This window comes from Janibacter sp. A1S7 (assembly GCF_037198315.1).
Lineage (GTDB): Bacteria > Actinomycetota > Actinomycetes > Actinomycetales > Dermatophilaceae > Janibacter > Janibacter alittae.
On sequence record NZ_CP144913.1, the window covers coordinates 2,838,549 to 2,860,437 of the forward strand.

Genomic DNA, 21,889 nt, shown 5'->3' on the forward strand with positions numbered 1-21,889 from the left:
GGAACACGGGCGGGTACCGTAAACTACAAAGCGTCGTACTCATTCCCGTAGGAGACAGCGTGGACGTGCTCGAGCTCGCACGGTGGCAGTTCGCCATCACCACCGTGTACCACTTCTTCTTCGTGCCGATCACGATCGGACTCTCCGCGATCGTCGCGTGGTACCACACCCGATGGGTGCGCACCCGCAACGAGGACCACCTGCGGATGGCGAAGTTCCTCGGCAAGCTCTTCACGATCAACTTCGCGCTCGGTCTCGTCACGGGCATCGTCCAGGAGTTCCAGTTCGGGATGAACTGGAGCTCCTACTCCCGCTTCGTCGGGGACATCTTCGGCGCGCCCCTGGCCCTGGAGGCACTGCTCGCCTTCTTCCTCGAGTCGACCTTCCTGGGCCTGTGGATCTTCGGGTGGGGCCGCATCCCGGAGCGGCTGCACGCCGCGACCATGTGGATCGTGCACATCGGCACCGTCCTGTCCGCGTACTTCATCCTCGCGGCGAACTCCTTCATGCAGAACCCCGTCGGCTACCGGATCAACGCCGAGACCGGTCGGGCCGAGATGGCCGACTTCCTCGCCGTGCTGACCAACAAGGTCCAGCTGACCGCCTTCCCGCACGTCATCACCGCCTGCTACATGGTCGGCGGCGCCCTGGTCCTGGCCGTCGGCCTGCACAAGATGCGCCAGAGCACGCGCCTGCTGCAGGACGCGCAGGCGGCGACCGCCGAGCCGGGGACGACGGCGGCCGGCCCCGACCACCACGCCGACCGTCGGATGTACCGCCACGCCGCACGGCTCGGCGCCGTCGTCACCCTCGTCGCCGGCCTGGGCGTCATCATCAGCGGCGACCTGCAGGGCAAGGTCATGACCGAGGTGCAACCGATGAAGATGGCCGCCGCGGAGGCCCTCTACGAGACCCCACCCGAGGGGCAGTGCGCCCCCTTCTCCGTCCTGACCGTCGCCGGGCTCGGCGGTGAGGACCCCACCCACGTCATCGAGGTTCCCTGCCTGCTGTCCTTCATGGGCACCGGCAGCTGGGACGGCGAGGTCCAGGGGATGACCGAGCTGGAGAACGAGTACCGGGCCCGCTTCGGTGACGGTGAGCTCACCGGCGCCGAGACCTACATCCCGCCGATCGCGATGAGCTACTGGAACTTCCGCCTGATGATGGGCGCGGGCTTCTTCGCCATGGCCGTCGCCGCGTGGGCCCTGGTCGCCACCCGCGCCAACCGGGTGCCCATGGCCCGATGGGTCGGTCCACTGCTCGTGGCCACCCCGTTGGCCACCGTCTTCGGTCACAGCTTCGGGTGGATCTTCACCGAGATGGGACGCCAGCCCTGGGTCGTCTTCGGGGAGATGGCGACGCACACGGCCGTCTCACCATCGGTCGGATCGGCGGACGTGTGGACGTCGATGATCGTCTTCACGCTGCTCTACGGAGGCTTGGCCGTCGTCGAGGTCAAGCTCCTGCTCGACTACATCCGCCGCGGCGCCGAGCCCTTCGAGACGCCACGTCTCGTCGAGGACGACGAGCCGCTCGAGTTCGCGTACTGACCGGGGAGCACTGACATGGATCTTGTGACCATCTGGTTCATCCTGCTGGCGGTCCTGTGGACCGGTTACCTCGTGACCGAGGGCTTCGACTTCGGGGTCGGCATGCTGCTGCCGGTCCTCGACCGGGGCCGCGGTCCGACGGGTGGCGCGGGGGCCGATCCCGAGGCTGCCTCGTCGCAGCGCCCACGCGCAGCGTGGGACCCCGACGAGCGAGACGTGCGCCGCCGCACGATGCTGACGACGATCGGCCCGCACTGGGACGGCAACGAGGTGTGGCTGCTCACCGCGGGCGGGGCGACCTTCGCGGCCTTCCCCCACTGGTACGCGACGATGTTCTCCGGCATGTACCTGGCGCTGCTGGTCCTGCTCGTCGTCCTCATCCTGCGCAACATGGGCCTGGAATACCGGCACAAGCGCCCCGACCGCGAGTGGGTGCGTCGCTGGGACCTCGCGATCATCGCCGGGTCCTTCATCGCCCCCTTCCTCGTCGGTGTGGCACTGACGAACCTCGTCGACGGCCTGCCGATGACCGAGCACCTCGCCGGCAGCACGCAGTACACCGAGTTCGACGGATCGCTGCTGAGCCTGCTCACCCCGGTGGCACTGCTCGGCGGGCTGACCCTGACCGTCCTGTGCCTGGCGCACGGGGCGCACTTCCTCGCGCTGAAGACCACCGGCGAGATCCGCGAGCAGGCCCGTGAGGTCGCGACCAAGGCCGGCGTCACCTCGGCCCTTCTCGCCGTGGTCCTCCTGGGTGCCCTCGGCCTGCAACGCGGCACCGCCGCCTCGTGGGTGGTCGCCGGTCTGGCTGCTCTCGCCCTGCTCGCCGCCATCGCCGCCAATGCGAAGGGGGCGGAGGGCCGGGCCTTCACCGGCACCTCCCTGACGATCGCCCTGACGGTCATCAGCTACTTCCTCATGCTCTTCCCCAATGCGATCAACGGCCGCGGGAGCAGCCCCGACCTCACCCTGGCGGCCGCAGCCAGCTCGCCGTTGACGTTGACCATCATGACCTGGGCTGCCGTGGTCTTCACGCCGATCATGCTCGGCTACACGGTGTGGACCTACTGGGTCTTCCGTCGGCGCCTGTCGGTCGAGCACATGCCGCAGTCGGTGGACGCACCGACGTGAGACCCTTCGACCCGCGCGTCCTGCGAGCGGTCCCGACCACCCGGGGACCGGTCGCTGCCCTCGCCGGGATCGGCGTGGCGCAGGGGCTGGCGACGATCGGCACGGCCTTCGCCCTGGCCCTGCTCGTCGTGGCCCTGGTGCGTGGCCAGGACCTGCTCACCCCGGCGCTGTGGACCGCTGGGCTCTTCGCGGCGCGTGCCCTGCTCGGCGCGGCCGCGGAGAGGGTCGCCGCACACGCCGGCACGCTCGTGGCCACCCACCTGCGCGAGCGCCTGCTGGATGCGTGGTCGCACCGCACCGCCGACGCCCGGCCCGCACGCGGCCGGGCGCTCACGCTCGCGACCCAGGGCACCAGCGCCGTCGAGCCGTACATCGCGAAGTACCTGCCGGCCCTCGTCTCGGCCGCTGCCGTCCCGCCACTGGCCGTCGCCTGCCTGCTGGTCGTGGACTGGCCGAGCGCGCTCGTGGTCATCCTCACCGTGCCGCTCCTGCCCCTCTTCGCCGCCCTCATCGGAGCGACGACGCAGGAGGACACCGACCGGCGGTGGTCCTCGCTGCGCGACCTCTCGGGGCACTTCCTCGACGTCATGCGCGGGTTGCCGACACTGGTTGGCTACGGCCGTGCCGAGCACCAGGTCGAGATCATCGGCGAGGTGAGCCAGCGCCACCGCCGGGCGACGATGCGCACGCTGCGGCTGGCCTTCCTGTCCGCCGCGGCGCTGGAGCTGCTCGCGACGATCTCCGTGGCGATCGTCGCCGTCCTCGTCGGCCTGCGGCTGACGAGCGGGTCGATGGACCTGCTCGTCGGCCTCACGGCGATCCTGATCGCGCCCGAGGCGTACTGGCCGATCCGTCGGGTGGGCACCGAGTTCCACTCCGCGGCGGACGGCGCCGTGGCCCTCGACGAGATCCTCACCGAGCTCGACCCTGCCGCCACCGAGCCGGTGGCCCCGGCCACGCCGGTCGATCACGGGGTGCGAGCTGCCGACGACCAGGACGCGCCACCTGGTCGTGCGCCCGCGCCGACGGTCACGGTCACCGGCGTCGGCTACTCCTACCCCGGCACCGAGCGCGCAGTCCTCGAGGACGTCGACCTCGTGGCCGGCCCCGGCCTGACCGTCATCACCGGCCCGTCGGGCTGCGGCAAGACGACTCTGCTCGAGATCATCGCGGGGATCCGCCGTCCCGATCGCGGCGCCGTCGGCGCGTCGCAGGTGCACCTGGTGACGCAGCGCCCCTTCCTCGGCGCCGGCACCCTGCGCGCCAACCTGACGATCAGCGGGCCCGCCGAGACGCACGACCAGTGGCGGGCACTGCGCGAGGTGGGCCTCGACGGAGTCGTCGCCGCCCTCCCCCACGGCCTCGACAGCCCCATCGGCGACGACGGCTTCGGTCTGTCCGCCGGACAGCGGGCCCGGCTCGTCCTCGGCCGGGCGCTGCTCTCCCCCGCGCCGGTCGTGCTGCTCGACGAACCGACCGCGCACGTCGACCCCGACTCCGCGGAGGCCGTCGGGCAGGCGATCGAGCGGCTCGCCCGCCGTCGCACCGTCATCGCGGTCAGCCACCAGCCCGACCTCGTGGCCCGGGCAGACCGCCACCTGGGTCTCGGTCAGCCGGCGGTGACCCGATGAGGCGGCTGAGCCCCCTTCGCCTCTCCCGGGGCCTCGTCATCGCCGGACTCCTCGGTGGTGTCGCCACCGCCTCGGGCATCGCCCTGACGACGACGTCCGGCTGGCTGATCGTGCGAGCCGACCAGCGCCCGCAGATCATGCTGTTGCTCACCACGATCGTGGCCGTGCGCACCTTCGGCCTGGCCCGTCCCGTCTTCCGCTACTGGGAGCGTCTGCGCAGTCACGACGTCGCCCTCGCCGACCTCGCGGAGCGACGCACGCGGACCTACGCCGCGCTCATCCCGCTCACCCCGGCCCGTCTGGGCACCCGCGGCCGGGCCGATGTCCTCACCGGGGTCGTCGATGACCTCACGGACGTCGCCGAGGCCTCCGTCCGGGTCACCGTCCCCGCCATCGGGGCACTCCTCGCCGGTGTCCTCGCGGCCGCCCTCACCGCGGTGGTCGACCCCCGTGTCGGGCTGGTCCTCGCCGGGATGCTCCTGGCGACCGCCATCACCGCCGGGGCCGCCGACCGCCTCGAGTCACGCGCCCAGGCCGAGGTGCTCGCCGCCCGCGCCGAGGTCGCCCGGGTCGCCCAGCTGACCGCCGACCACGCCGACGAGCTGCGCTCCATCGGAGGCACCGGCACGGCCGCCCAGTGGCTGCGGGACGCCCACGCCACCCTGCGCACCGCAGTCCAGCGGCAGTCGTCCGGCCGGTCCCTGTCCGCCGCGGCGGTGCTGATCATCACCGGCGCCGCCGCCCTCGCGGCCGCCGTCCTGGCGTCCTCCTCCGGCGCCGGCGCCCCCGTCAAGGCACTGCTCGTCCTGACCCCGGTCGCCACCGGCGAAGCCCTCGGTGTCCTCACCGACGCCACCCGCTCCCTCGCCCGAGCGCGGGCCTCCCAGCGGCGTCTGGACGAGCTGCTGGGCCAGGAGCCGGCCGTCGCCGACCACGGCGAGACCACCCCCCCACCGGGCCGCGCCCGGAGCCACCACCCCCGCCCACTCGACCCTCCGCGGCTGCAGCTGCGTGGCCTCACCGCCGGCTGGCTGCCCGGGCGCACCGACGTCGGCCCCCTCGACCTGACCATCGAGCCCGGCGAGCACATCGCGATCACCGGCCCGAACGGCAGCGGCAAGTCGACGGCCCTGGCGGTCCTCGCCCGCCACCTCGACCCCACCGGCGGCAGCTACACCATCGACGGCGTCGAGGCCACCGACCTGGACCTGCAGGAGGTGCGCGAGCTCTTCGCGATCGTCGACGACGAGCCGCACGTGCTCGCCGGCACCCTGCGGGCCAACGTGGTCCTGGCCGCCCCGGGCGCGGACGACGAGGTGGTCATCGACTCCCTTCGTCGCGCGGGGCTGGGCGCCTGGCTCACCGGCCTGCCCGACGGGCTCGACACCCGTCTCGGCGCCGGAGGTCTGGGGATCTCCGGCGGTGAGCGGACCCGCCTGGCCATCGCCCGCGCCGTCGCCAGCGCACGCCCGGTCATCGTCCTCGACGAGCCGGTGGCCCACCTCGACCACCCCACTGCGGAGGCGGTCCTGGCCGACCTGCTGCACCACGCCGACCGGCGGTCGGCAATCATGGTGACCCACCACGGGATCGGCCTGGACCACATGGACCGCGTCGTCATGATCGAGCGGGAAGGAGCAGACGGTGTCCAAGAACGCATTGCTGGGTGATCTCGAGCAAGCCATCATGGACGTGCTGTGGGCCGACGACGCCGGACTCACGGTGCGGGAGGTCCTCGCGCGCCTCACCGGACGGGACCTCGCGTACACGACCGTCATGACCGTCCTCTCGCGCCTCGAGGCCAAGGGTGTGACGACGCGCGAGCGTGACGGCCATGCCTGGCGCTACCGGGCCGTGTCCTCCCGGGAGTCGATGACCGCCCAGGCCATGCGTGACCGGTTGCACGACCTGAGCAGCGCGGACCGGCAGGCAGCGATCCTGCACTTCCTCTCCGAGGCGAGCGCCGACGACCTCGATGCCGTGCGGGCCGCGATGGCCGAGGTGGAGGCGAAGGGAGATCGTCCGCGCCGTCGTCGGGGACGAGGTAGGGCAGACTCCGCAGGGTGATCGCCGCCCTGCTCCTGCTCTGCACAGCGGGCCTGCTCGCCGTCCCGCGCCTGCTGGTGCGGGTCGAGCGACTGCGTCGGAGCCCGCGGGCGGCGCTCTTCGTGTGGCAGGCCCTCTCGCTGTCCGCGGTGCTCTGCCTGCTGGGGGCGGGTCCGGTCGCGTGGCTGCGCCCACGACCGCTGCCCCCGCTCCCCGGTGGCGTCGTGATCGTCGTGGCCACCGTCGCCTCGCTCGCCGTCCTCGTCCACCTGCTCCTGCGGAGCCACCACGTGGGCCGTCGGATCCGGGCCGCACGGGCCGAGCACCGACAGCTCGTCGACATCGTCGGTCGCCACGAGGGCGAGTACACCCGGGTGCTGCCCTCCCCGCGGGTGGCCGCCTACTGCGTGCCCGGCGCCGACTCCCGGCTGGTCATCACCGATGCCCTCGGCTGCCTGCCCGATGACCAGATCGCCGCGGTCGTCGCCCACGAGGAGGCGCACCTGCGCGAGCGGCACGATCTGGTCCTCGAGTTCTTCACCGTGCTGCACACCGCGACCCCGCGGCTGCTGCGTACGGACGCGGCCCTGACGGAGGTCGCCCTGCTCATCGAGGTCCTCGCGGACCGGGCGGCGCGGCACGAGGTCGGCGAGGTGTCGCTCGCACGGGCGCTCGGCTCGCTCGCCGAGGCCGCGGGTGAGCAGGTCCCGGTGCCGGGCGTCTCCGCCGGCGCCGGTGCAGCCACCACCAGGATCCGTCTGCTCGTGGCCGACGACCCGGCGCCGTGGCAGACGCTCGCGCTCTACCTCCTCTGCGTCGCCGCGCTGGTCACCCCTGTGGTGCTGTCGGTGATCGTGGCCCGGTGAGCCGCACCGGGCACCGGGAGCCGCCGGTGGGCACCAGTTCCCAGGCGCAAGGAGTTCCGGCCGGTCAGTGCACGATGACGGCGGCCCCGATCGGCATGAGGTCCTGCGACCAGATCAGGTCCATGGCCGCATTGGTCACCCGCGCGCACCCGTGCGAGGCCGGGTGGCCGGGGACCGACCCGAGCCCGTGGACGGCGATGCCTCCGTTGAAGTAGCGCGGCCGGTACAGCGTGCCGAGCGTGGCCTCGTCCCACCCGTCGACGGAACGGAAGACCGAGAAGCTCCCGGGCGGCGTGGTCGCGATGGCCGGCTCGCCCTGCGAGGAGGTATAGGGCTGTCCCGAGCCGGTGCTGGTGTGTAGGACGTACCTCACCGTCCCACCGCGGACGACGACCAGGACCTGTCGGTCGAGGTCGATCTCGATCCGGTTGGCCGGGCCGCCGTGGACGGGCGGACGGACGCCGCGCTCGAGGGCGGCGCGCGTGTTCGGCCCAGCGATGCCGTCGCGGCCCAGTCCGGCCGACCCTTGCAGTGCCATGACGGCCTGGACGGTCAGGCCGCCGTAGTTGGCGTCGGGGGCGCCCAGCCAGTACCCGAGGGCGGACAGCTTCTGCTGCAGGTCCTGCACGGCGGGTCCGGAGTCCCCGGGACGAAGGGTGGTGCTCGCCGGCGCCGTCTCCGGCGCCGGCGGCGCGGGAGCCGAGTTGGCTGGCGCCCCCTTCGCCTCCTCGGCCGCGGCCTCCTCCCGCGCGGCCTCCTCGGCTTCGGCTTCGGCTTCGGCCTTCTCCTCCGCCTCGGCCTCCGCTTCAGCCTTCTCCCTGGCCTCCGCTTCAGCCTTCTCCCTGGCCTCCGCTTCGGCCTTCTCCCTGGCTTCGGCCTCTGCCGCGGCCCTGGCCTTGGCCTCCTCCTCTGCCTTCTCCTCGGCCCGTGCCCTGGCCTCCGCCTCGGCTCGGGCCTCCGCCTCCTCCCTCGCGTGCGCGTCGTCCTTGGCATCGGACTTCTCCCGGGAGGCGTCCTGGGAGGAGTACGACGGTGCGCCGCTCCCGTCGGGCGAGAGGGTCGTGGGTGCCGACTCCGGCGCCTGTGGCGCCCCCTGCACGCCACAGGCAGCGAGCAGCCCGGTCACGGCGAGGGCAGTCAGGACACTGCGGGTCCGATGGATCATGTGAGGTTCCCCCTGACAGAAGTTGGGTGCAGTCTCGTGACCCGTGACGCGCTCTGCCCACGCGTCGTTGCGTGTCGCCGCGGACTGTGACCGAGGTGTAACCAGTGGGTGCGAGCCGCGCGCGATCGAGGGGTGATGTTCGTCTCTGTGCCTGCGCGCACTATTCTGCTCGGGTGCTTGTTGACCTGCCGATGCCACACACTGCCCCGGGGACGCCGTGATGAGCGACCTGCCCACCGCCGGCGACCCCGGCTGGAGCGACCCCGACACGCTCGGCGCGATCCCGCCGGTCCGCACCATCACGTACTGCGGCTACTGCGGTGAGTCGGCCTCGAAGAAGAGCCACGTGCTGTGCCGCCAGCGGCTCGAGGTGGAGCCACCGAGGATGTGCCCCACCTGCCGGCGCCAGTTGATCGTGCAGGAGACCGAGGACGGCTGGGTCGCCCGGTGCAAGAAGCACGGTGAGACCTCCGGCACGATCACCCGCGCCTGACGCGACCGCAGCGGGGAGCGCCCCCCTTCGTCCCGCCCGCCGCCAAACGAAGTGCTGCAGGCCCTATTTCGTATGGCCAGCCGCACCACGAGGTGCTGCACGCAATACGAAGTGCTGCCTGCAGCACTTCGTAGGGGAGACGCGGACGAAGGGGGCGGGACCGGATTTTGCACCATCGACCAGATAGTGCAAACTGCACTGTGTGACCAATAGTGCAACGGACAGTCGACGGACGGCGATCGTCGCCGCCGCGCAGCGACTGGCGGTCAGCTGCGGCTACTCCGGCTTCACCGTCGACGACCTCGCCCAGGCGGTGGGCGTCTCCCGGCGCACCCTCTTCAACCACGTCTCCTCCAAGGAGGAGGCCGTGCTGGGTCTGCTGCCGGTCCTCACCGACGAGCAGGTCGAGACCCTGCGCGCGGGCGGCCCCACGGGCGACCTCGTGCAGGACCTGGTCATCACGGCCATCGACAGCCTCGGCGGCGACGCCGCGACCGCCGAGGACTGGCAGCAGCTCCAGGACGTCGTCCACCGCAACCCCGAGCTGCTCGTGCGCGTCCAGGCCCACGTCGAGGAGCTGGGCCTGTCCCTGGTCACGCACCTCGCGGCCCGTGACGGCGTCGGCGAGGAGCAGGCACGGATCGTCTTCACCGTCGTGGGCGGTCTGATCAGCCGCACCGTCCAGGACCTCATCGACTCCCCCGCCGCGGACCTCCGGTCCGGCGGGCTCACCGCCCGCGTCCACCACAACCTCGCCATCGCACGGGAGCTCCTCGCCACCCGGCGGTGACCCCCTTCGTCCATCCCCGGCCCCGACGACGTGGTCGCACCCACCCCCGCCCGAAAGGCATCCCATGGCCCACGCCCTCTACCGGCTGGGTCGGCTCGCGCACCGGCGCTGGTCGGCCTTCATCATCGGCTGGCTCGTCCTCCTCGTCGCGATCGGCGCCACCGCGGCGACGATCGCCAAGCCGATGACCGACTCCTTCACCATCCCGGGGATCCCGTCCGAGCAGGCCATGGAGCTGCAGCAGGAACTCTTCCCCGACGCCGACGACCCGCTCGACACGCCGATGGGCACCGTCGTCGTGGTCGCTCCCGAGGGCGAGCAGCTCTCCGACCCGGCCAACGCCGAGGTCGTCAACGACCTGCTCGCCGACCTGCGCGGCGTGCCGCAGGCCGGAGACCCGGAGCAGTTCGTGGACCCGGTCGTCGCCGACAAGGGCCTGACCCAGCAGTACCTGTCGACGGCCCAGGAGAACGGCACCCCGGAGGAGGTCGCGAAGGCCAACGCCGCCGCGGTCTCCCCGCTGTCGCAGGACGGTCGCGCCGGCCTGATCCAGTGGACCTTCGAGGGTGACTCGGTCACCGACGTCGAGCCGGCCACCAAGGACGCCGTCCACGCCGCCGTCGAGGACGCCCGCGACGCGGGGCTCGACGCCGCCGCCACCGGGTCGGGCATGCAGGGCATGCCGGACATCGGTGTGACCAGCGAACTGATCGGTATCGCCGTCGCGCTGCTCGTGCTCGTGCTGACCTTCGGCTCGCTCGTCGCCGCCGGGCTGCCGATCCTCACCGCGCTCGTCGGTGTCGGCACGGGCGCGCTCGGCGTCACCGCCGCGACCGCCTTCTTCGACCTGTCGACGACGACCCCGATCCTGGCCACGATGCTCGGTCTGGCCGTCGGCATCGACTACGCGCTCTTCATCCTCTCCCGCTACCGCACGGAGCTGCGGGGCACGAGCGACCGCGGGCACGCGATGGGCCTGGCCGTCGGTCGCGCCGGCTCGGCCGTCGTCTTCGCCGGACTGACCGTGATCATCGCGCTCGTCGCGCTGTCGGTCGTCAACATCCCCTTCCTGACCGCCATGGGTCTGGCCGCCGCGGGCACCGTGCTCGTCGCCGTGCTCGTGGCGCTCACCCTGCTGCCGGCGATCCTCGGTGCGCTGGGCGCACGCGCCTTCGCCGGGCAGGTCCGCAAGGACCGGATCGTCGACGAGGGTGCCGTCACCGAGAACGGCGGCACCCGCTGGGCCCGCGCCATCGGTGCCCGCCCGGTCCTGGCCGTGCTCATCACGGTCCTCGCCCTCGGCGCCCTGGCCATCCCGGCCAAGGACCTCAACCTCGCCCTGCCGACCGACTCGACCGCTGCCGAGGGCACACCCCAGCGCGAGGCGGGCGACCTCATCGCGGAGCACTTCGGCGAGGGCCAGGAGGCCAGGATGTCCGTGGTCGTCGACGCCCGGGAGGTCGAGGACCCGCGTGCGGCCGGTGCCGCCTTCGGCGAGGTCACGGCGGAGCTCGGCTCCCTCGACGGCGTGGCCAACGCGCAGGTCACCGGCGTCAACGAGGCCGGCGACGGCGGTCAGGTGCTCGTCACCCCGACCACCTCGGCGTCCGACCCCGCCACCGAGGAGCTGCTGCACGAGATCCGCGACCGCGTCACCGAGCTCGAGGAGGCGACGGGGACGACCATCGGCGTCACCGGACTCAACGCGATCCAGACCGACGTCTCGGAGAAGCTGCAGGACGCCCTGGTCCCCTACCTCGCGGTCGTGGTCGGGCTGGCCTTCGTGCTGCTGATGCTCGTCTTCCGCTCGATCCTGGTGCCGCTCACCGCGACCCTGGGCTTCGTGCTGTCGACGATGGCGACGCTCGGCGCGACGGTCCTGGTCTTCCAGGAGGAGCTCTTCGGCCTCGTCGACGGCGCCCCGCTGATCAGCTTCCTGCCGATCCTGATGATCGGGATCGTCTTCGGGCTGGCGATGGACTACCAGGTCTTCCTCGTCACCCGGATGCGTGAGGCCTACGTCCACGGGGAGAGTGCCCGCGAGGCCGTCGTCGACGGTTTCCGCCACGGGGCCCGGGTCGTCACGGCGGCCGCGGCGATCATGATCTCGGTCTTCGCCGCCTTCGTGCTGCAGCCGGACAACCTGATCAAGTCGATGGGCTTCGCGCTGGCGACCGCCGTCCTGCTCGACGCCTTCGTCGTGCGGATGGTGCTCATCCCGGCACTGATGTACCTGCTGGGTGACCGCGCCTGGGCGATGCCGACGTGGCTGGACCGCCTGCTGCCCAATGTCGACGTCGAGGGCGAGGCGCTGACCCGGCACACCGCCGCGGCACCGACCGAGGACACGGTCTCGGCCTAGTCCGTCCTTCGCCCCTCGCCGCGACATGCGCGGGTGAGGGGCGAAGGGTGGGCCGGACCGGCCCCCTTCGTGGATACGATCGGGGCACAGGACCACAGGGACTGCCACGTCGAAGGGGGTGAGGCGGTGCGTCGTACACGCGTCGCGATCATGGGCGCCGGGAGCATCGGCTGCCACCTCGGGGGCTGGCTCGCCTCCTCCGCCGAGGTCACCCTCATCGGGCGCGCCCCGACCATCGACGCCATCGAGGAGCAGGGGCTCACGGTCAGCGACCTGAAGGGCCACCGCCGCACCGTCCCGCCCGAGCGACTGACCCTGGCCACCGAGGCCAGCGCCGTCGTCGACGCGGACTACGTGCTGATGACCACCAAGAGCAGCGGCACCAGCAGGGCAACCCGGCAGATCGCGCCCTACCTCGACCACGACTCGGTGATCATCTCCTTCCAGAACGGCCTGCGCGCCGCGTCGATGATCGACGAGGCCCTCGGGTCGGCCTTCCCCAGTCGCGCGTCACGGCCGCTCGCCCTGTCGGGGATGGTCCCCTTCAACGTCGTGCGCGTCGACGAGACCCACTGGGCCCAGACGGTCAGCGGACGGCTGAGGGTCAAGGACCACCCGCGCATCGACCCCCTCATCCGGGCGGCCCACGGCGCCGGCCTGCGGATCGAGATCGAGCCGGACATGCGCGCGGTCCTCTTCGGCAAGCTCCTGCTCAATCTCAACAACGCCGTCAACGCCCTCACCGGCGAGCCGCTCGCCGTCCAGCTGCGGGACCGTGACTGCCGCACCGTCCTGGCCGCCTGCCAGGACGAGGCCCTCGCGCTCGCCCGACGTCTGGGCGTGAACCCGGCGCGGATGACTCCCCTGCCTCCTGCGCTGGTGCCGGCAGTGCTGCGCTCCCCCACACCGCTCTTCACCAGCCTCTCCCGCGCCTCCCTCAAGGTCACGCCGCAGGCCCGCTCGTCGATGGCCGACGACCTGTCCGCCGGTCGCCCCACCGAGATCGACGAGATGCAGGGCGCGATCGTCACCCTCGGGCGGACCCACGGCACCGCCACCCCCGTGTGCTCCCGGGTCGTCGACCTCGTCCGTGAGGCCGAGGAGGCCGGCGCGGATCACCGTCGCTGGACCGGCGCACAGCTGCGCGCCGCCGTCGGCCTCTGACCCTGCCGCACCGACCCCGAGTGGTGCTCCTGCGACCTCGTGGGCGACGATGCAGGCATGACGTATCGGATCACGGTGGTGTGCACCGGCAACATCTGCCGGTCGCCGATGGCCCAGTTCGTCCTGCGGGAGCGCTTCGAGGAGGCCGGACTCGCCGACCGGGTCGTCGTCGACTCCGCGGCGACGACCACGTGGGAGGAGGGCAACCCCGCCGACCCGCGCACGATCAGCGCCCTGCAGCGTCACGGCCACACGGGTGACTACTCGGGTCACCGCGCCCGCGTCTTCGACCGGCGGTCCTTCGCCGACGTCGACCTCGTCCTGGCGGCCGACCACGAGCACCACGCGGTGCTGCGCCGCATCGCCGCGGTCCCCGAGGCCCAGGACAAGATCCGCATGCTGCGCTCCTTCGACCCCTCCGGGCCCAAGGGCGGCGCCCTGAGCATCGACGACCCGTGGTTCGGCGACGACTCGTCCTTCGACCGCACCTACGAGGAGGTCGCCGCGGCGGCCGACGGCGTCGTGGAGTTCGTGCGTACGCAGCTCGCAGAAGCCGACTGACCGACCCGCTCATGAGTGCTCGTCGCGTGCAGGGGGCACCCAGTTGCGTGTCAGACACGGCGGGTAACCTCCCGGCATGCCTCGACCCCGCCGCACCGCCGCGCTGACGAGCACGCTGCTCGTCTCGACGGCGCTGGCCGTCGCGGCGTGCGCCGGAGCCACTGGCGAGCCCCCCTCCGCCGGGAGCCCTTCCTCGTCGTCCACGAGCAGCCGGACCTCCCCCACCGAGACGTCGACCTCTCCCACCGGGACGCCCACGCCCGACCCCTACACGATCGACTGCGACCTGGTCACGCAGCGGGTCGTCGACCGGTGGACGGGCGATGGCCGGCCCGCGCAGGTCGAGGCGGCCGACGACGGCTGCCGCATCGTCAGCTCGGACGCCACGGGCGCCCTGATCATCGCCTGGCGCTACCTCGACGTGCGCGAGGACTCCGGCGTGGTCAACGACGTCAGCGAGAACAGCCGGCCGGTCGAGATCACCGAGGGCCTGACCGCGGTGCGCAGCGAGTCCGACGTCGATCCGACCCGCAAGACACGGCTCTACGTCACCTTCGACAACGGGCGCACCCTCTACGCGGAGGCCACGGCGACCCTTGATCGGCCGCGGACCATGCCGGAGCTGCAGAAGATGACGGCCACGATCGTCACGACCTATGCCGACCAGCCGCCGCTGCCGAGCGCGCCGGTCGAGGACGAGACCTCCTCGACGTCGAGCTGACCCCCGGCGAAGGGGCCGCGCCCCGACCGGGGCGGCACCCCCCTTCGCCTGATGGGAAGATGTGCGCATGCACAGCCTCGCTGACGCCACTCCCCAGATCGCCCTCGGCGCGCTCGACGGCCGGTACCGGCCGGCCATCGCCCCGCTCATCGACCACCTGAGCGAGCCCGCGCTGAACCGCATGCGCGTGCACGTCGAGGTCGAGTGGCTGATCCACCTGACGACCCACCGGGTCGTGCCGGGCGTGCGCGCCCTCACCGAGGACGAGCAGAGGCAGCTGCGTCAGGTCGTCGAGGACTTCGGCCCCGAGGACATCGCCGAGCTGGCCGCGACGGAGAAGGTCACCCAGCACGACGTCAAGGCGGTCGAGTACTTCCTCAAGCAGCACCTGTCGCGGATCGCCCCGGACGCGCAGGACGCCGGACTGGCCGAGCTGATCCACTTCTGCTGCACCAGCGAGGACATCAACAACCTCGCCTACGCGCTCATGGTGCAGGGCGCGGTCGAGCAGGTCTGGCTCCCGCGCGCCGACGACCTGGCCACGAGCGTGGCCGCCATGGCCGAGGACCTGCGCGACGTACCACTCCTCGCCCACACCCACGGCCAGCCCGCGACGCCGACGACGATGGGCAAGGAACTGGCCGTGCTCGCCCACCGCCTGCTCCGGCAGGTGCGGCGCATCGCCGCCGACGAGTACCTCGGCAAGCTCAACGGCGCGACCGGCACCTACGGCGCACACGTCGCCGCGGTGCCGGAGGCGAACTGGCCGCAGATCTCGCGCGACTTCGTCGAGCACCTGGGCCTGACGTGGAATCCCCTCACCACCCAGATCGAGTCCCACGACTGGCAGGCCGAGGTCTACGCCGACATCGCTCGCTTCAACCGCGTGCTGCACAACCTCTGCACCGATCTGTGGAGCTACATCTCGATGGGCTACTTCGCCCAGGTCCGCGGGCAGGGGACGGTCGGATCGAGCACGATGCCGCACAAGGTCAACCCGATCCGATTCGAGAACGCCGAGGCCAACCTCGAGGTGAGCAACGCCCTCCTCGACGTCCTCGCGACGACGCTCGTGCAGTCCCGCCTCCAGCGCGACCTCACCGACAGCTCGATGCAGCGCAACATCGGCACCGCCCTCGGTCACTCGCTGCTCGCCCTGGACAACGCCACCCGCGGTCTCGCCGGGCTCGACGCCGTGCCCGAGGCGATGGCCGCCGACCTCGACGCCAACTGGGAGGTGCTCGGCGAGCCGATCCAGTCGGTGATGCGCGCCCTGGGCGCCCGCGGGGTCGAGGGCATGGACGAGCCCTACGAGCGCCTGAAGGAGCTGACCCGTGGGCGGCGCATCGGCCAGCCCGAGCTCGTGGAGTTCGTCCGCGGGCTCGGGCTGCCCGCGGACGTCGAGGAGCGGGTCGCGGCGATGACCCCGCAGACCTACATCGGTCTCGCGCCGAGCCTCGTCGACACCGTCCGGGACAGCCGGTGAGCGTGGCACCGCAGGCTCGGGGCGACTCCGCCGTGAGGGAGATCGCCTTCGTCGCGGTCTTCGCGGCGCTCATCGTCGCGCTGACCCTCTTCCCCGCGATCGACGTCGGTCCGGTGCCAATCACGTTGCAGACCTTCGCCGTCGCGCTCGCCGCGATGGTCCTCGGGGCGCGAAGGGGGGCGCTGACCGTGCTGACCTACCTCGCCCTCGTCGCCATCGGGCTGCCCGTCGCCGCCGGGTACGTCGGTGGGCTGGGCGTCTTCGCCGGCCCGACCGGTGGGTTCCTCGTCGGATTCCTCCCGACGGCGCTGGTCGTCGGTGCGCTGGCCACGTGGGCCGTGCGTCGCGAGGTCTCGGTCCTGCGGCTCACGCTCGCCGGGATCGCCGGGATGCCGGTCCTCTACGTCATCGGCACCGGGTGGCTCATGGTCGTCACCGGGATGGGCCTGGGCGCGGCGCTCGGTGCGGCGGTGCTGCCCTTCCTCGTGGGTGACGTGGTCAAGAACGTCCTCGCGGCGGTCGTCACCGCGGGTGCCCTCCGCGCGCTGCCCGACCTGCGCCGCCGCTGAGCCGGTCGGCACGCCCGCGATGAGCATCCGATTCGAGGACGTGCACCTCGATCTCGGGGATCGCACCGTCCTGCGCGGGATCGACGCCGACCTCACCGAGCAGCGCATCGGCATCATCGGCGCCAACGGCTCCGGCAAGTCGAGCCTGGCCCGGACCATCAACGCGCTCGTGCGCCCGACCCGGGGCCGGGTCCTGCTCTCCGGCACGGACGTCGCACAGGATCCGAAGGGGGCCCGTCGCGCCGTGGGATTCCTCTTCCCCGACGCGACCTCCCAGATCGTCATGCCCACGGTGCGCGAGGACCTCGAGTTCTCCGTGCGGGGTCTGCCGCGTGCTGAGCGGGAGGCGAGGGTCGCTGCGGCACTGGCCGACTCGGGCCTGGCCGACCACGCCGACCACCCGTGCCACCTGCTCTCGTCCGGGCAGCAGCAACAGCTCGCGCTGGCGGCGGTGCTGCTCGTCGACCCGCAGGTCGTCGTCGCTGATGAGCCGACGACGCTGCTCGACCTGCGCAACCAGCGCGCGGCCCGGGAGCGTTTCGCCGCGCTGCCCCAGCAGCTGGTCCTCGTCACCCATCACCTGGAGCTGCTGGACGACTTCGACCGGGTGCTGCTCGTCGACGAGGGCCGGATCGCCGCCGATGGCGCACCGGCCGAGGTCATCGCGCACTACGAGCGGATGATGACGTGACCCTCATCGGGGTCTACCGCGCGGGTGACTCCTGGGCGCACCGGCTGCCTGCGGGGGTGAAGGTGCTCGCGCTCGTCGCCGTCACGATCGCGGCGCTGCTGATCGCCTCGCCGTGGGTCGCGCTCGGTCTGCTCGCGGTCTCGCTGCTCGCGCTGCTCACGACCGGGGTGCGGTTGCGCACGCTGGCCACGCCACTGCGCTTCGTCACCATCGCCGCGGTCGTGCTCGCGGGGATCATGTGGTGGCAGCAGGGCGCGGCGGCGGCGACCGTGACGGTCGGCCGGCTGCTCTCGCTCGTGCTGCTGGCGTGGACGGTCTCGCTGACCACGCGGGTGAGCGAGATGCTGGCCACCCTGCAGCGGGCCATGCGTCCGCTGCGGCACGTCGGGGTCCGCCCGGAGGTCATCGGGATGACGATCGCCCTGGCCGTGCGCAGCGTGCCGCTGCTCATGGCGACCGTCGAGACCGCCCAGCAGGCGCGGCGTGCCCGCGGCCGCGGCTGGTCGATCACGGCGCTCGGGGTCCCCGTCGTCGTGCGGTCCGCGCGGGTGGCCGAGGAGCTCGGGGACGCGCTCATCGCGCGGGGGTACGACCCAAACGAGCGCTGATGGACATCCAGCGGGAAGGATCGTACTCACAAATGTATGCATTCTCTGATACAGTTCCCCCCGAAAGGGGCCCAAACCATGATCCTGCTGTCCTATATTCCCACCGAGCCCGGTCGAGTCGCCGCTGCGGCTGCTGTCCGCGAGGCCGCTGCGCACGACACCGATCTGGTCGTGGTCAATGCCCGACGTGGCGGCGCGCTCGTCGATAGCCGCACCGCCTCCGACGAGGACCTGGACGCCATCGTTCGTGGCGCCGCAGAGGCCGGCGTGACGGCAACGATCCACCGTCCGGAGAGTACGGACGTCGTGGCGGCGATCCTCGATGCGGCCACAGAGCACGGCGCCCAAGCGGTCGTCATCGGCATCCGCCACCGCTCCCCCGTCGGAAAGCTCCTGCTGGGCAGCACGGCCCAGCAGATCCTCCTCGAAGCGCCGTGCCCCGTGATCGCCGTCAAGTCCGAGGGCTGAACCACAGGTTCCACGCATCCCGAAGGGCCGAATCGCTCGCTCTCGAGTAGGCACTCTCACACATATCGGATCAATGTGAGTCCGACGGACGAAGGAGTTCAGTGGTGCAGATTGACAAATTCGTCCCGACCGCGCAGGAAGCGCTGGCGGACGTTCGGGACGGGTCGACCATCCACGTCAGTGGCTTCGGCTCAGCCGGCCTTCCGGTGGATTTGCTGGAGACACTCGCCGAGCAGGGCGCCCGCGACCTGACGATCGTCTCGAACAACGGCGGCACTGGAGACCGTGGCCTGGCTCGATTGATTGCGGCTGGTCAGGTGAGTCGTCTCGTCGCTTCCTTCCCTCGCGGTGCCGACACGAAGGCCTTCGACGAAGCATTTGCCACCGGCCGCCTCGAGTACGAGTGCGTTCCGCAAGGAACGCTCGCCGAGCGCATCCGCGCGGCAGGCGCCGGCATCGGTGGATTCTTCACTCCGACCTCGTACGGAACGGAGCTTGCTGAAGGCAAGGAGACCCGTGTGATCAATGGGCGAGGTCATGTCTTCGAGAAGCCCCTGCACGCAGACGTGGCGCTCGTGCGCGCGTGGGGCGCCGACGCCCTGGGCAATGTTGTCTACCGCAAAACAGGTCGCAACTTCGGCCCGGTCATGTGTACGGCGGCCACGACGACGGTCGTCTCCGTCGAACATCGGCTGGCCATCGGCGAGATCGACCCAGAGCACGTCGTGACTCCGGGGATATTCGTCGACCGCGTGGTGGTCGACGACCCGCACTTGGCGGTGAGCGCGTGATCACCCCAACCGCCCTCCCCGGTCGGCCCGGGATCGTCCAGCGCGTTGCCCGTGACCTCGGACCCGGCTCCTACGTCAATCTGGGCGTGGGTATCCCCGTTGACGTACTCCCGTTGCTGCGTCACCGTCCGGACATCTTCGTCCACTCCGAGAACGGCGTCCTCGGCATGCGCACACTCGACCCCGACGAGGCCACGGACGACAACATGGTCAATGCGGGAAAGATGCCTGTTGGAGCACACGAGGGTGCGGCGTTCTTCCACCACGCCGACTCATTCGCGATGATGCGCGGCGGCCATCTCGACGCGTGCGTCCTCGGTGCTTACCAGGCCTCGGCCTCGGGCGACTTGGCAAACTGGTCACTCGGCCGCCCCGACGCGGCGAACACTGTCGGCGGCGCGATGGATCTCGTCGTTGGCGCGAAGCAGGTCTGGGTGACGATGGAGCACCTCACCCACCAGGGCAAGCCACGGATCCTTCCGGAATGCACCCTTCCACTGACGGGAGTTGGTGTGGTCAACCGGGTCTACACGGACAAGGCCACACTGCACATCGTCGACGGCACCGTGATCGTCGCTGAGCTCGTCGGGGACACGACCTTCGATGAATTGGTGGACATCACACCAGTCCCGCTGATCGATCGGCCAGTCGAGCGGGAGCAAGGCCAGGCTCTCCACCCGCGCCAGGTTGGGTAGCCGTCAGGTGTTCATGACCGAAATGGACCACTGTGACCATGGCGCAACAGCAGTTGCCACAGCCACGATGCCAGACCTGCTGGAGCTCACCTGCATCGACGACCCAGCGGCCCGAGTGAGCACGTGGGTGGGTCGCCCTCAGGACGTTCCGGCAGGCAGATCCTTCGGTGGACTCCTCTTGGCCCAGGCCCTGCTGGCTGCCGGTCGCACGGTGCCCGACGGCCAGCAGGTCGTCAGCCAGCAATCCGACTTCATCACGGCAGCCCCCACGGACCAGCCGCTGCGCTGGGAGGTGACCCGGATGGGCGACTCCCCGTCGCTGTCGACACGCCGCAGCCGCCTCCTCGACCCGCGGGGATCGGAACTGTTTGCAGCGACCACGAGATGGGCCGTCGACCGTGACGACTTGCCGTCCTACGACGCCGTCCTACCCAGATCGGCTCCGGACCCGGAGTCTCTTGCGGACCTGCACGACCACTTCGCGCGGATCGAGCAGGTCCCACCGTGGTGGCGGGTGCGTCGTCCCGTCCACGTGCGTCACGTCGTTCCCCCGTCGTACACCGAGAGTGGTCCGCGTACCGACGAGCAGACCGCCTTCTTCCGGTCCATCGCCCCACTGCCGGCCGACTCCATGCTCCATGCAGCGGTGGCAGCGTACGTCTCCGACATGTGCTTGGTTGAACCGGCCTTCACCGCACTCGGCGCCGCCAGGCACGCGCCCGGCGGACTAATCCTGAGCCTCACCCACGCGCTGACCTTCCACCGCCCCCTCGACATCAGTGACTGGGCGCAGTGTGACTGTCGCGTCCGGGTCGTGGCCCACGGACGGGCTGAGGGACGCAGCGATCTCTTCGACACGAACGGCATGCTCGCGGTCAGTGCCTCACAGCTGGCGCTGGTCCGGATGCCGTACCCGCCTTCCACATGAGCCCCTGACACACCACCACGCGTCTGCGGAGCCTCTCAGCAGCCCTCGTCGTCGAAGGTGATGAGCTGGCGCAGCTCGGTTCCGCTGGCTAGGAGGTCCATCGCGCGATTGATGTCCTCGAGCGCGATGGTCGAGCTGATGAGCCGCTCCACCGGCAGGCGACCCGCCCGCCACATCTCCACATACCTCGGGATGTCGCGGGATGGGACGGCCGAGCCGAGGTAGCTGCCGACGATGGAGCGCCCCTCGGCGACGAGCGCGAGCGGCGAGACCTCAACCAGGTCGTCGGCTCTAGGCAGTCCCACGGTGACTGTCCGGCCGCCCGGGGCAGTCAGATCCAGCGCAGCGGCGAAGACCGAACCCCGCCCGACGGCCTCGATGACTGCGTCTGCCTTCACCCCACGCGCTGCGGCCTCGTCCGGCGTGAACGTCTCGTGGATTCCGAGATCACGCGCCACGGCGAGCTTGCTCCTCAGAGGGTCGACGCCGATGACCCGCACGTCGTCGAGGGCGAGCGCCGTCATGGCTGCAGCGAGACCCACACCGCCGAGACCGACTACCGCGACACTCGAGCCCGGGGCCGGTGTCGCGACGTTGAGCACTGCACCTCCACCCGTCAGCACAGCGCAACCGAGCACGGTGGCAACGGCGGGTGGGACGTCGTCGTCGACAGGGACGAGGGAGCGGTGGTCGACAACAGCGTGCGTGGCGAAGCCGGAGACGCCGAGGTGGTGGGCCACCTCCCCCCTCTCTGAGCGCAATCGGCTACCACCCGCCAGGGGCACGCCTGCTCCGTTGGCCTGGCTACCGGGGCGGCACGGAGCCAGACCGCCACTGGCGCAGCCGACACAGTCCCCACACCGGGGCTGGAAGGTCATGACCACCCGCTGTCCAGGCGTCACCCCGCCGACTTGGGACCCCACGGTAACCACGCGGCCGGCGGCTTCGTGGCCCAGCAACATCGGTACCGGTCGTGGCCGGCTTCCGTCCACGACCGACAGGTCGGAGTGGCAGACACCGGCCGCCTCCACCCGGACGAGCACCTCCGTCGGTCCCGGCCCGTCCAGGTCCAGGTCCAGGTCGGTGACCCTGATCGGGGTGGATCCGGCGAAGGGCGACGGGTCGCCGATGCGGTCGAGTACGGCTCCTCGTATCCTCACCTTGCGCTCACTT

22 protein-coding genes are annotated in these 21,889 nt (G+C 71.3%); 20 read left to right on the forward strand and 2 right to left on the reverse strand.

Annotated features, from left to right (window positions below; translation table 11 throughout):
• The first annotated feature begins 59 nt into the window (after nucleotides 1–59).
• The 6 genes from V1351_RS13720 to V1351_RS13745 are packed head-to-tail and all read left to right on the forward strand — an operon-like array spanning nucleotide 60 to nucleotide 7,224.
• Nucleotides 60–1,550 (forward strand): cytochrome ubiquinol oxidase subunit I, encoded by a 1,491-nt coding sequence (locus V1351_RS13720; RefSeq protein ID WP_338748754.1) that lies wholly within the window; start codon nucleotides 60–62, stop codon nucleotides 1,548–1,550.
• A 15-nt stretch (nucleotides 1,551–1,565) separates the two neighbouring features.
• A complete protein-coding gene (gene cydB, locus V1351_RS13725) occupies nucleotides 1,566–2,681 on the forward strand; it encodes a cytochrome d ubiquinol oxidase subunit II (protein ID WP_338748755.1) in 1,116 nt (371 codons plus the stop codon).
• Nucleotides 2,678–4,312, forward strand: a complete 1,635-nt coding sequence (cydD, locus tag V1351_RS13730; protein WP_338748756.1) for a thiol reductant ABC exporter subunit CydD — start codon at nucleotides 2,678–2,680, stop codon at nucleotides 4,310–4,312. Before cydB ends, cydD begins: the two co-directional genes overlap by 4 nt.
• Entirely contained in the window at nucleotides 4,309–5,982 is a 1,674-nt protein-coding gene (cydC, locus tag V1351_RS13735; protein ID WP_338748757.1) for a thiol reductant ABC exporter subunit CydC, read from the forward strand. Before cydD ends, cydC begins: the two co-directional genes overlap by 4 nt.
• The gene (locus V1351_RS13740) at nucleotides 5,957–6,379 is read left to right on the forward strand and encodes a BlaI/MecI/CopY family transcriptional regulator (protein WP_338748758.1); all 423 of its coding nucleotides are present in this window, start codon (nucleotides 5,957–5,959) and stop codon (nucleotides 6,377–6,379) included. The genes cydC and V1351_RS13740 overlap by 26 nt, the downstream gene beginning before the upstream one ends.
• Nucleotides 6,376–7,224 carry a M56 family metallopeptidase gene (locus V1351_RS13745; protein WP_338748759.1) on the forward strand — a complete coding sequence of 283 codons (849 nt, stop codon included), beginning with the start codon at nucleotides 6,376–6,378 and terminating at the stop codon, nucleotides 7,222–7,224. Before V1351_RS13740 ends, V1351_RS13745 begins: the two co-directional genes overlap by 4 nt.
• Nucleotides 7,225–7,288: 64 nt before the next feature.
• On the opposite strand, the gene V1351_RS13750 is transcribed toward V1351_RS13745, so the two are convergent.
• Entirely contained in the window at nucleotides 7,289–8,389 is a 1,101-nt protein-coding gene (locus V1351_RS13750) for a L,D-transpeptidase family protein (RefSeq protein ID WP_338748760.1), read from the reverse strand.
• A gap of 220 nt (nucleotides 8,390–8,609) precedes the next feature.
• Here V1351_RS13750 and V1351_RS13755 point away from each other — a divergent pair, with 220 nt between their 5' ends.
• From V1351_RS13755 to V1351_RS13820, 14 genes are all read left to right on the forward strand, one after another.
• Nucleotides 8,610–8,882: a hypothetical protein gene (locus V1351_RS13755; RefSeq protein ID WP_338748761.1), complete on the forward strand. Its 273-nt coding sequence runs from the start codon at nucleotides 8,610–8,612 to the stop codon at nucleotides 8,880–8,882.
• Nucleotides 8,883–9,084: 202 nt separating this feature from the next.
• The gene (locus tag V1351_RS13760) at nucleotides 9,085–9,672 is read left to right on the forward strand and encodes a TetR/AcrR family transcriptional regulator (RefSeq protein ID WP_338748762.1); all 588 of its coding nucleotides are present in this window, start codon (nucleotides 9,085–9,087) and stop codon (nucleotides 9,670–9,672) included.
• A 64-nt stretch (nucleotides 9,673–9,736) separates the two neighbouring features.
• Nucleotides 9,737–12,034 (forward strand): MMPL family transporter, encoded by a 2,298-nt coding sequence (locus tag V1351_RS13765; protein WP_338748763.1) that lies wholly within the window; start codon nucleotides 9,737–9,739, stop codon nucleotides 12,032–12,034.
• 126 nt (nucleotides 12,035–12,160) lie between these two features.
• Nucleotides 12,161–13,198, forward strand: a complete 1,038-nt coding sequence (locus tag V1351_RS13770) for a 2-dehydropantoate 2-reductase (protein WP_338748764.1) — start codon at nucleotides 12,161–12,163, stop codon at nucleotides 13,196–13,198.
• 57 nt (nucleotides 13,199–13,255) lie between these two features.
• A complete protein-coding gene (locus tag V1351_RS13775; protein ID WP_338748765.1) occupies nucleotides 13,256–13,759 on the forward strand; it encodes a low molecular weight protein-tyrosine-phosphatase in 504 nt (167 codons plus the stop codon).
• A gap of 76 nt (nucleotides 13,760–13,835) precedes the next feature.
• The gene (locus V1351_RS13780) at nucleotides 13,836–14,480 is read left to right on the forward strand and encodes a hypothetical protein (RefSeq protein WP_338748766.1); all 645 of its coding nucleotides are present in this window, start codon (nucleotides 13,836–13,838) and stop codon (nucleotides 14,478–14,480) included.
• Nucleotides 14,481–14,547: 67 nt separating this feature from the next.
• Complete coding sequence (gene purB / locus V1351_RS13785) at nucleotides 14,548–15,966, forward strand: adenylosuccinate lyase (RefSeq protein WP_338748767.1); 1,419 nt, start codon at nucleotides 14,548–14,550, stop codon at nucleotides 15,964–15,966.
• Nucleotides 15,963–16,535: a biotin transporter BioY gene (locus V1351_RS13790; RefSeq protein WP_338748768.1), complete on the forward strand. Its 573-nt coding sequence runs from the start codon at nucleotides 15,963–15,965 to the stop codon at nucleotides 16,533–16,535. The genes purB and V1351_RS13790 overlap by 4 nt, the downstream gene beginning before the upstream one ends.
• Nucleotides 16,536–16,554: 19 nt before the next feature.
• Nucleotides 16,555–17,226 carry an energy-coupling factor ABC transporter ATP-binding protein gene (locus tag V1351_RS13795; protein WP_338748769.1) on the forward strand — a complete coding sequence of 224 codons (672 nt, stop codon included), beginning with the start codon at nucleotides 16,555–16,557 and terminating at the stop codon, nucleotides 17,224–17,226.
• Nucleotides 17,223–17,834 carry an energy-coupling factor transporter transmembrane component T family protein gene (locus V1351_RS13800; RefSeq protein ID WP_338748770.1) on the forward strand — a complete coding sequence of 204 codons (612 nt, stop codon included), beginning with the start codon at nucleotides 17,223–17,225 and terminating at the stop codon, nucleotides 17,832–17,834. Before V1351_RS13795 ends, V1351_RS13800 begins: the two co-directional genes overlap by 4 nt.
• A gap of 78 nt (nucleotides 17,835–17,912) precedes the next feature.
• Nucleotides 17,913–18,302, forward strand: coding sequence for a universal stress protein (locus V1351_RS13805; protein ID WP_338748771.1), 390 nt, complete (start codon nucleotides 17,913–17,915; stop codon nucleotides 18,300–18,302).
• Nucleotides 18,303–18,412: 110 nt separating this feature from the next.
• On the forward strand, nucleotides 18,413–19,093 hold the full coding sequence (locus tag V1351_RS13810) for a 3-oxoacid CoA-transferase subunit A (RefSeq protein WP_338752551.1): 681 nt from the start codon (nucleotides 18,413–18,415) through the stop codon (nucleotides 19,091–19,093).
• The gene (locus V1351_RS13815; RefSeq protein ID WP_422389032.1) at nucleotides 19,093–19,788 is read left to right on the forward strand and encodes a CoA-transferase; all 696 of its coding nucleotides are present in this window, start codon (nucleotides 19,093–19,095) and stop codon (nucleotides 19,786–19,788) included. The genes V1351_RS13810 and V1351_RS13815 overlap by 1 nt, the downstream gene beginning before the upstream one ends.
• Nucleotides 19,789–19,855: 67 nt before the next feature.
• Nucleotides 19,856–20,716 (forward strand): acyl-CoA thioesterase, encoded by an 861-nt coding sequence (locus V1351_RS13820; RefSeq protein ID WP_338748773.1) that lies wholly within the window; start codon nucleotides 19,856–19,858, stop codon nucleotides 20,714–20,716.
• A gap of 35 nt (nucleotides 20,717–20,751) precedes the next feature.
• On the opposite strand, the gene V1351_RS16320 is transcribed toward V1351_RS13820, so the two are convergent.
• Nucleotides 20,752–21,876 carry an alcohol dehydrogenase catalytic domain-containing protein gene (locus V1351_RS16320; protein ID WP_422388982.1) on the reverse strand — a complete coding sequence of 375 codons (1,125 nt, stop codon included), beginning with the start codon at nucleotides 21,874–21,876 and terminating at the stop codon, nucleotides 20,752–20,754.
• Nucleotides 21,877–21,889: the final 13 nt, after the last annotated feature.